Annotated in this window: 1 protein-coding gene; it reads left to right on the top strand. The window is 57.2% G+C overall.

Going from position 1 to position 334, the window contains the following annotated elements:
• Positions 1-89: 89 nt before the first annotated feature.
• The coding region (locus KMS84_RS44245) for a hypothetical protein (protein ID WP_256921492.1) at positions 90-334 on the top strand (245 nt) is incomplete at its 3' end.

Below are 334 nucleotides of genomic sequence, written 5' to 3'. Positions count from 1 at the left end.
GAGCCTCGACGTTTCAAACCCTCATCATTGGGCTGCTTTGCTTGGCGGTCGCCGGTCTGAGTAGTGGTTTGTATAACCAGTATCAACGCGTGGCCGAACTGCAGAGCACGAACACGCAATACCGACAAACACTGGACATCCTGCAACATGATTCAAGCGCCCTCAAGGACGCCCAGGAGAAGCTGCGGTACGCGCTGAAAGACCTGAAGCAGATGGTCGATACTGGTGAGCAACAGGCCAATACCCTCGATCCGATGTTGGATCAGTGGGCGCAAGAGATACAGGAACTGCGCGATGGACTCGCAGCCCGCGCCACCCAGGCAGACCTGACGCC

The sequence above is a fragment of the Streptomyces hilarionis genome, from assembly GCF_024539675.1.
Classification (GTDB): Bacteria; Actinomycetota; Actinomycetes; order Streptomycetales; family Streptomycetaceae; genus Streptomyces; species Streptomyces hilarionis.
The sequence above is the reverse complement of the archived record's forward strand: the minus strand, read 5'-3'. Positions and strand labels throughout refer to the sequence as shown.